The organism is Mycobacterium sp. 852002-51163_SCH5372311 (genome assembly GCF_001667115.1).
GTDB lineage: Bacteria > Actinomycetota > Actinomycetes > Mycobacteriales > Mycobacteriaceae > Mycobacterium.
Map to the genome: position 1 here is coordinate 1 of NZ_LZIJ01000096.1, position 758 is coordinate 758.

1 protein-coding gene is annotated in these 758 nt (G+C 64.4%); it reads left to right on the forward strand.

The window, feature by feature from the left end:
• The coding region (locus A5791_RS27705) for a serine/threonine-protein kinase (RefSeq protein WP_156661224.1) at positions 1-758 on the forward strand (758 nt) is incomplete at both ends.

Below are 758 nucleotides of genomic sequence, written 5' to 3' on the forward strand. Positions count from 1 at the left end.
CATGACACCGACACCGACCGGATCGTGGCCCTCAAGTTGTTGCCGGCGAATCTGTCGGAGGACGACGACTTTCAGGGCCGATTCCGCCGCGAAGCCCACGCGGCGGCGCGATTAAATAGCCCGCACGTCATCCCGATCCATCACTACGGCGAAATCGACGGCCGCCTGTATGTCGACATGCGCCTGGTCGAGGGCCGCGACCTGCAGACCCTGCTGGCTGACGGGCCGTTGGAACCCGCGCGCGCGGTACACATCATCGGCCAGGTCGCTGAAGCTCTGCACGCCGCCCACGAGGTGGGTCTGCTGCACCGCGACATCAAACCCTCCAACATCCTGCTCGACCGCAACGACTTCGCCTACCTGATCGACTTCGGCATCGCCCGCGTCCTGGAAGAGACGCGAATGACCAAGTCGGGCTTCATGATCGGCACCTTCCAATACATCGCACCCGAGCGGTTAGATAACAGAACAGAAGATGCCCGCGCCGACATCTACTCGCTGGCCTGCGTGCTATTTGAAAGCCTGACCGGACACCCGCCCTTCGAGGAAGACACGATGGCGCGCCTGGTCGCCGCACACCTGAGTACCCCCCCGCCGCGACCCTCGACCACCCAACCCAATGTGCCTCCCGCTGTCGACGAGGTCATCGCGACCGGCATGGCCAAAGACCCCGACCAGCGATACGCGACCACAGTGGAGTTTGCCGATGCCGCCCGCGACGCGATCACCGAGCCCATTCAGCGACCGGCAGCGAAGCC